Here is a 6,959-nt window from a genome sequence, read left to right on the forward strand (position 1 = left end):
CAGCAGGCCGAGCTCCGCCCACCGCCGGTCGGGCTGGCGGTAGCGGGGGACGGCGGGTGCCGTGGCGGGTGTGGTCACGGGCTCGCCGAGGCGCTGGGGGACGTGGTGGCGGACGGCGAGGCGGAGGCCGACGGGGAGGCGTCAATGCCGCCGTCGCCGTCGCCGCCGCCGTCGCCGGGAGCGTCCGGGCAGCCCGGCGTGGTCGGCACGGCGGCGCACTGCGCGGCGCGCTCGGACAGCCGCTGCACCACCTGCTGCGCGTCGGCGAGGGAGTCGGTGGCGATGGTGCCCTCGACCTGCATGGCCTCGAAGTCCGGGAGCGAGTCCATCGTGATGGTCGAGCGCTCCTCCACGGACGACAGGCTGATCGGGCCGATCGAGCCGGGAACGCCGTTGAAGATCGCGACGTAGCCGCCGTCGTTGCCGACGTACCACTGGCCGCGGGCCCACGTCATCGTGATGGCGATCAGGCCGATGAGCACCGCGACGATCGCGACCACCGCACCGACCGCCCAGAACCAGCGCCGGCTGATCCCCTGGCGGGACGCGCCCTGCTCCTCGCGGTAGACCCGGCCGATCGGGGCGACGCCGGCCTCCCCGGTGGACGACTGGGTCGACACCTTCACGACCTGCGCGGGGCGTGAGTCGATCTGCGCGTCGGCGGGGAAGGTGAGCTCGGGCAGGCGCTCGCGGTTGCGCGGCTCGCCGGCGGCGCCCACCACCACCGGTGCCTCGGGCTCGACATCGGACCCGGGCTCCACGGCGACGACGTCGGCGACGACGCACGTGACGTTGTCGGGGGCGCCGGCCTCGAGGGCTGCGTCGACGAGCGCGGTGACCGCCGCGGTGGGGTCGGCGACGGCGAGGAGGCGCGCGATGTCGACGTCGGAGACGTAGCCGCAGAGGCCGTCGCTGCAGACGAGGTAGCGGTCTCCGGCGCGGGCCTCACGGACCGAGACGTCGGGCTCGGCAGGGTGCACGCCGTCGATCGCGCGCATGAGCAGGTTGCGGCGAGGGTGGCGCGTGGCCTCCTCCGGCGTGATGCGGCCGGAGTCGATGAGGGTCTGCACGTACGTGTGGTCGCGGGTGACCTGGCGCATCTCGCCCTCGCGCAGCAGGTAGGCGCGCGAGTCGCCGACGTGCAGAACCGCGACGCGCGGCGGGTCGCCGCCGAGCCAGGCGAGCGCGGTGAGCGTGGTGCCCATGCCTGCGAGCTCGGGGTTGGCCGAGACGACGTCGGCGATGCGCTCGCTCGTGACGACGACCGCCTCGGACAGCCGCTCGAGGGCCTCGACGTCGGACAGCCCGCCGGGCTCGACCTCGGACATCGTCGCGATCGCGGCGGCGGACGCGAGCTCGCCGGCAGCGTGGCCGCCCATGCCGTCGGCGACGACGAGCAGCTGGTCGCCGGCGTACCCGGAGTCCTCGTTGCCGCTGCGGACGAGGCCGATGTCGGAGCGCGCGGCGGAGCGCAGCATCAGGGACATGGCGTCACTTCCGCAGCTCGAGCACGGTGCGGCCGACCTTGAGCTGGTGGCCGACCGAGAGCGGCGTCGGGCTGGTGATGCGCGACCGGTCGACCCAGGTGCCGTTGGTCGAGCCGAGGTCGGTGACGATCCACGTGCTGCCCGTGAGCGAGATGCGGGCGTGGTTGTTGCTCGCGTAGTCGTCGTCGAGCACGAGGGTGGAGTCGGGTGCACGGCCGATCGTGACGTCGGCGGCCCCCAGGGGGATCACCGTGCCGGTGAGCGGTCCCTCGACCACCACGAGGCTGCGGGCACCGCCCTTGGCGGCCTTGGGCGCCTTGGGCGCGCGCGGCGCGGCGGGCGCCTGCCCGCCGCGCGGGACGCGGGCGGGGACGAGCATCCGGGCGTCGCGGGGGGCCTTGAGGTCGCGGCGCAGCACGAGGATCGCCACGATCACGAGCAGCCAGACGAGCGCCAGGAATCCGAGGCGCAGCAGGGTGAGGAGGAGCTCCGACACGGGCTCACCCCGCCCGGAACGTCAGCCGAACGCTTCCGAGCTGCACGGTCGCGCCATCGCGCAGGACCACCTCGCCGACCTGGACCCCGTCGACGTACGTGCCGTTGGTCGAGCCGAGGTCGCGCAGCACGACCTCGCGGCCGAGCAGGATCTCGGCGTGGTGGCGCGAGACGCCGGGGTCGTCGACGCGGATGTCGACGTCGCTGCCGCGGCCGATGCGCGTGACGGCCCGGCTGAGCGGGTGGTCGACGTCGTCGCCGACGAGGCGCGGGTGGCCGGCGTCGGGGCGGCTGCCCGGGATGGACGGCGTGCGCGCGGGGTTCGGCGCGCTCGCCACCCCGGCCTTCGCCTCGCTGTGCACGCGGAACAGGCCGGTCTCGAGCGAGTCGTCGCGGGCGAGGGTGATCTCGGTACCGCCGAGGAACGTGTAGCGCTGCTCCTCCGCGTGCTCGCGCACCATCGTGCCGAGCTCCTCGGTGAGGGTGCCGGCATACACGCTGAGGCGGTCGTGGTCGTGCGGGCTGAGGTCGACGACGAAGACGTTGGGCACCACGGTGCGGCCGCGGCTGACCACGGCGGCCCGGTCGTCCATCTCGCGGGTGAGGGCCGAGGCGATCTCGACGGGCTGCACCTCGGCCTTGAAGGCGCGCGCGAAGGCACCGTTGACCATGCGGTCGAGCCGCTGCTCGAAGCGGTCGAGCAGACCCACCGCGCCTCCCTCAGTGCCGAGGCGGGTGCCGGGTCGGCGGATGCCCCGCCCCGGGCGATCACCGCCGTCCCATGATCGTAACTGCCGGGATGCGGCAGACCGTTCCTTCGCAGCCCCGGGTCTGCCGTTCTGTGACCGGAATCGGCGGTTCGTAACGGCTCCGACCTGCGTGTTAGCCTTCTCCCCGCACGCGCGAGTGGCGGAATAGGCAGACGCGCACGGTTCAGGTCCGTGTACCCGAAAGGGTGTGGGGGTTCAACTCCCCCCTCGCGCACGTGAGAGTTCTGTACGTGTGAGCACCGCTCCTCCGTAGGGGTGAGCAGTGCTCAGGTGTAGGACTCGAAGAGCGCCCCCAGCCGATGGCTGGGGGCGCTGCTTCATGTCGGTCAGGACTGATGCCTCGGTTGATGAGCCGGTACCCATCTCCTCGGCGCTGACGTCGAACTGCTCCGCGAGGAGTTCGACCACGCGACTGGTGCTGCCCGATCGAACTCGGAGGTCGGAGACAGCCCCCCGGACGGCGTCCTCGGGCATGAGAAGCGCGGCTGCGAACCTGTTCGCCAGGATCCCCTCCCGATCTGTCGCCGGCGAGGACAGGTCGTTGCGCCAGTTGACGCGCACGTAGACGCTCTCAACTGGACTCTTCCCTTCACGTCGCACGACGTCATTCGGGACAGCGCCATTCGCTGGGTCGGCTCGATGTCCGCGGAGAGGACCGCACGAGCGCAAGCGCGAGGCGGCCGCGATGCCGGGCGGCGGGCGAGCGGGACGGCGCAGCCCCACGATCCGTCGTCAGAGTCCGACAGCCTCGAGAGCCGTGAGGCGCCGCCCCCCGGCGTCCGTGGCCCCAGCGCCAGCTCCCTGAACGCGCGTGGCCCACGCGTCAAGCTCCGCCTGCAGTGATCCCGAACCGGTGTACCCGCGCGACAGAACTCTCGGCCGTTATCTGACCGGAGTCCATGCTGTGCATCAGACCCCCTGGAACCGCGTGACGTGCTCGTCCACGGTGTCGAGCGCGCCGGGCGGGCGGGCCCTGCGGCGTCGGCAGGCGACGGGGCGCCTCCTGGCGGGAGGATCAGATGTGATCGTGGGGAGGTCCGACGAGCTCCGCGCCTTCGAGGAGTTGCTCGACTCGCTGGCCGCCGGCCGTCCGTGCCATCTGCTGGTGGTCGGGGACGCCGGCATCGGCAAGACGGTGCTGCTGCAGGCCGCGGCCGCTGCGGCCAGGGCGCGGGGAGTGTCGGTGCTCGAGGTGACCGGCGTGCCGGGCGAGCGGGCGCTGCCGGGGGCGACGCTGTGGCTGCTCGCGTCGCGCCTGGAGGCGGTCGGCGTCGAGAGCGAGGCGATCGAGGAGCTGCGGGCGGTGTCGGCGCGCGCGTCGGCAGGGCCGCCGCTGCTGCGGGCGCTCGCCGTGGCCGCCGCGATGAGCCCCGTCCTGCTGGTCGCCGACGACGTGCACTGGTGGGACCCGCTCTCCGTGGCGGCGCTGCAGTTCGCCGCGCGCCGCCTGGCCGTAGATCCCGTGGCCGTGCTCGCCGCGGGCCGCCCCCAGGTGCTCGAGGATCGCGGCTTCGCGGCCGTCCCCCGCCTCGAGGTCGGCCCGGTGCCCCGGGACCTGGCCGGCGAGCTGGCCCGGTCGGTCGCTCCCGAGACCGTGGAGAGCGTCGCTCGCGGGCTGTGGTCGAGGCTCGGCGGCAACACCCTCGCCGTCGTGGAGACCGCCGCACGGCTCACGCCCGACGAGCAGCGCGGCACGGCGCCGGTGCCGGAGGACCTCCCGGTCGGCCCCGGGGTCGTGACGCGCTGGGCCTCGGAGGTCGACACGCTGCCGGAGCGGTCGCGGCTGGCGCTGGCCGTCCTGGCGGTCGTGTCCGCGGACGAGACCCTCGGGGCCGCGCTGTCGGCCGCAGGCGTGGACGCCGAGGACCTCCTGCCCGCGGAGGCCGGTGGGCTGGTCAGGCTGGATGCGCTGCGCTGGCAGTTCCGCCACCCCCTCGTGCGCCCGGCAGTGCTCGCGGCCGAGCCGCCCGCCACCGTGCGCCGCGCGCACGCGGCGGCGGCCGACGCCCTCGTCGGTCTCGCCACGACGCCGCACCTCGTGCTGCGCCGCGCCCGCCACCGGGCCGCGGCCGCTCTGGGGCCCGAGGCCTCCCTCGCCCGCGACCTCACGGCCGAGGCCGAGCTCCTCGCCCGGCTCGGCGCGCACGGCGCGGCCGCCGACGCGTACGACCTCGCAGCAGCGGCGGACCCGGACCCTGCCTCGGCCGCCGAGCGGCTGGCACGGGCCGCGGCGCACGCGCTCGAGGACTTCGACGACGACTCCGCGGTCCGCCTCGGGCGGGCGGGGCTCGCGCATTCGCCCGAGCCGCGGGTGCGCGGCTCCCTGCTGCGGATCACCGGCGCGGCGCTGGGCCGTGTCCAGAATGCGACCGAGGGCCGGCACCTGCTCACGCGGAGCCTGGACCTCCTCGAGGGGCCGGAGCGCGCGGAGGCTGCGCGCGACCTGCTCTTCACCCTCGACCTGACGACGGAGCCGGAGGCCCGGGTGCGGGCGCTCGTCGACGAGCTCGGCCCCGCCGACCTCCTCGCGCCCGTCGACCGGCTCCTCCTGGCGCACACGGTCTTCCACGTCGACCCGGGCGCGGAGGCCCGCCTGACGCTCGAGCAGGCACTGCTCGCCGTCGACGACGACGAGGCCGTGGCGTCGGGGCGGACGGTGGAGACCCTCATGAACGCTGCGTTCTGCCTCGGCCTCGAGGTGTCGGCACCGCGTCTGCGCCGGGCGGTGGTGACGCTCTCGTCGTCCGGTGACCCGCGGCGGCGGCTCGAGGGGCTGGGCATCGACCAGATGCTCGCGTTCTGGGACGGTCGCTGGCGGCACCTGCTCGACATGGTCGAGGAGACCCGGGAGCTCACCGAGGCGATCGGCCGCGTCGACCTGTACTCCGACGGCCTGGAGCTGCAGGTGCTGGCCCGGCGGGCCCTCGCGGCCGAGTTCGCGCCCGTCCTCGCGCGAGCCCGGACTCTGATGTCGGCCGCCGGGATGGACTACTGGGCGGCGGCGCTGCCGGGCGAGGAGGCGATGCTGGCGCTGGCCGAGGGCCGGACCGAGCGCGCGATCGAGCTCGTGAGCTCCGAGCTCGACCACCTCCCGGCGCACACGAGTGCGCACGCGGTGCACGCGGACCACCTCGTGACCCTGACCGAGGCCCTGGCCGACGCCGGCCGGGTCGGCGACGCCGCGGAGGTGCGCGAGCGGCTGCGGCTCATGCTCGGTGCGTCGCCCAGCGCGCTCGGCGAGGGCTTCCTCGCGCGGACCGCGGCGGCGGTGGCGGAGGACGCCGAGGTGGCCGACCTGCTCGGCGAGGCCGAGGGGTTTCTCGAGGTCGGCATGCACGTGTTCGAGCTGGCCATGACCCGGCTGCGCCTTGCCCGGTGGCTGCGGCGGCACCGTCGCCGCCGCGAGGCAGCGGAGCGCCTCGAGCTGGCGCTCGCCGCCTTCGAGCACCTCGAGTGCCGCACCTGGGCCGACCAGTGCCGGGCGGAGCTGCGGGCGGTCGGCGTCGACGTGACCCGCCACGACCGCTACGACACCCGGGCGCAGCTGACGGCCCAGGAGCGCCGGGTGGTCGACGTGGTCGGCGCCGGCGCGACCAACGACGAGGCTGCCCGCCAGCTCTTCCTGTCGCCGCGGACGGTGGAGGCTCACCTCACCCACGTCTACCGCAAGCTCGGCGTCCGCGGCCGCACCGAGCTCGCCCGCCTCGCCACGGCCCACGACGGGCCGAGCTCCCGGACCCTCGTCCGCAACCCCTGACCGGCACCCCTGATCCGAGGCCGGCGCGCGCGTGACAGGTTGCGGGGTTTCCCGGATTCCCCGTACGACGGCATCGGAGAGCCTGGAGTCGTCAGGAAAGCAGGGGAACGATTCAGGAGGCCATCATGAGCACCACCGTCCCCAGCAGCCACGTTCACGTGCATCACGACACCTTCGAGAGGGCAGCGCTGATCATGGCGCTGCTCGCTCTCGTCGCGGCTCTGGCCGCCCTTGCCGGGGTGGTCACGCACCTGGTCACCACTCCGACGACGACGGGCGTCGTCGTCTCCGCGCCCGGCCCGATGGCTGACAGTGCGGTCAAGACCGCGGGCGGCATCGTCCGGCCCTTCGAGACCGGCCTCGACCGCGCCGGCGCCTACATCCCGGTGCCGGTCCACGCCTACGCGGACCAGCCCGCCGGGATCCTCCAGCGCGGCCCGGTCTCCTAGC

6 protein-coding genes and 1 tRNA gene are annotated in these 6,959 nt (G+C 74.5%); 3 read left to right on the plus strand and 4 right to left on the minus strand.

Annotation, left to right across the window (positions count from 1 at the left end; all coding sequences use genetic code 11):
* Positions 1–74: 74 nt before the first annotated feature.
* Genes ACFQGU_RS16155 through ACFQGU_RS16165 form a run of 3 tightly spaced genes read right to left on the minus strand, consistent with a single transcriptional unit; the run spans position 75 to position 2,692 of the window.
* Positions 75–1,487 (minus strand): PP2C family protein-serine/threonine phosphatase, encoded by a 1,413-nt coding sequence (locus ACFQGU_RS16155; protein ID WP_386768682.1) that lies wholly within the window; start codon positions 1,485–1,487, stop codon positions 75–77.
* Between the two features lie 4 nt (positions 1,488–1,491).
* Positions 1,492–1,983, minus strand: a complete 492-nt coding sequence (locus tag ACFQGU_RS16160; protein WP_386768684.1) for an FHA domain-containing protein FhaB/FipA — start codon at positions 1,981–1,983, stop codon at positions 1,492–1,494.
* A 4-nt stretch (positions 1,984–1,987) separates the two neighbouring features.
* Complete coding sequence (locus tag ACFQGU_RS16165; protein ID WP_386768686.1) at positions 1,988–2,692, minus strand: FhaA domain-containing protein; 705 nt, start codon at positions 2,690–2,692, stop codon at positions 1,988–1,990.
* A 190-nt stretch (positions 2,693–2,882) separates the two neighbouring features.
* Between ACFQGU_RS16165 and ACFQGU_RS16170 the strand changes: the two genes are divergently transcribed.
* Positions 2,883–2,966 (plus strand) — tRNA-Leu (locus ACFQGU_RS16170).
* On the opposite strand, the gene ACFQGU_RS16175 is transcribed toward ACFQGU_RS16170, so the two are convergent.
* On the minus strand, positions 2,948–3,475 hold the full coding sequence (locus ACFQGU_RS16175; RefSeq protein WP_386768688.1) for an ImmA/IrrE family metallo-endopeptidase: 528 nt from the start codon (positions 3,473–3,475) through the stop codon (positions 2,948–2,950). The genes ACFQGU_RS16170 and ACFQGU_RS16175 overlap by 19 nt on opposite strands.
* Positions 3,476–3,779: 304 nt before the next feature.
* On the opposite strand from ACFQGU_RS16175, the gene ACFQGU_RS16180 reads away from it, so the two are divergent.
* Positions 3,780–6,509 carry a helix-turn-helix transcriptional regulator gene (locus ACFQGU_RS16180; RefSeq protein WP_386768690.1) on the plus strand — a complete coding sequence of 910 codons (2,730 nt, stop codon included), beginning with the start codon at positions 3,780–3,782 and terminating at the stop codon, positions 6,507–6,509.
* Between the two features lie 125 nt (positions 6,510–6,634).
* Complete coding sequence (locus tag ACFQGU_RS16185) at positions 6,635–6,958, plus strand: hypothetical protein (RefSeq protein ID WP_386768692.1); 324 nt, start codon at positions 6,635–6,637, stop codon at positions 6,956–6,958.
* The last annotated feature ends 1 nt before the right edge of the window (position 6,959 follow it).

The sequence above is a fragment of the Longivirga aurantiaca genome (genome assembly GCF_042660085.1).
GTDB lineage: Bacteria > Actinomycetota > Actinomycetes > S36-B12 > CAIYMF01 > Longivirga > Longivirga aurantiaca.

Bases quoted from the DNA above. Each gene is read 5' to 3' on its own strand.
- ACFQGU_RS16185 (WP_386768692.1), top strand. From the start codon at position 6,635: ATGAGCACCACCGTCCCCAGCAGCCACGTTCACGTGCATCACGACACC.
- ACFQGU_RS16155 (WP_386768682.1), bottom strand. From the start codon at position 1,487: ATGTCCCTGATGCTGCGCTCCGCCGCGCGCTCCGACATCGGCCTCGTC.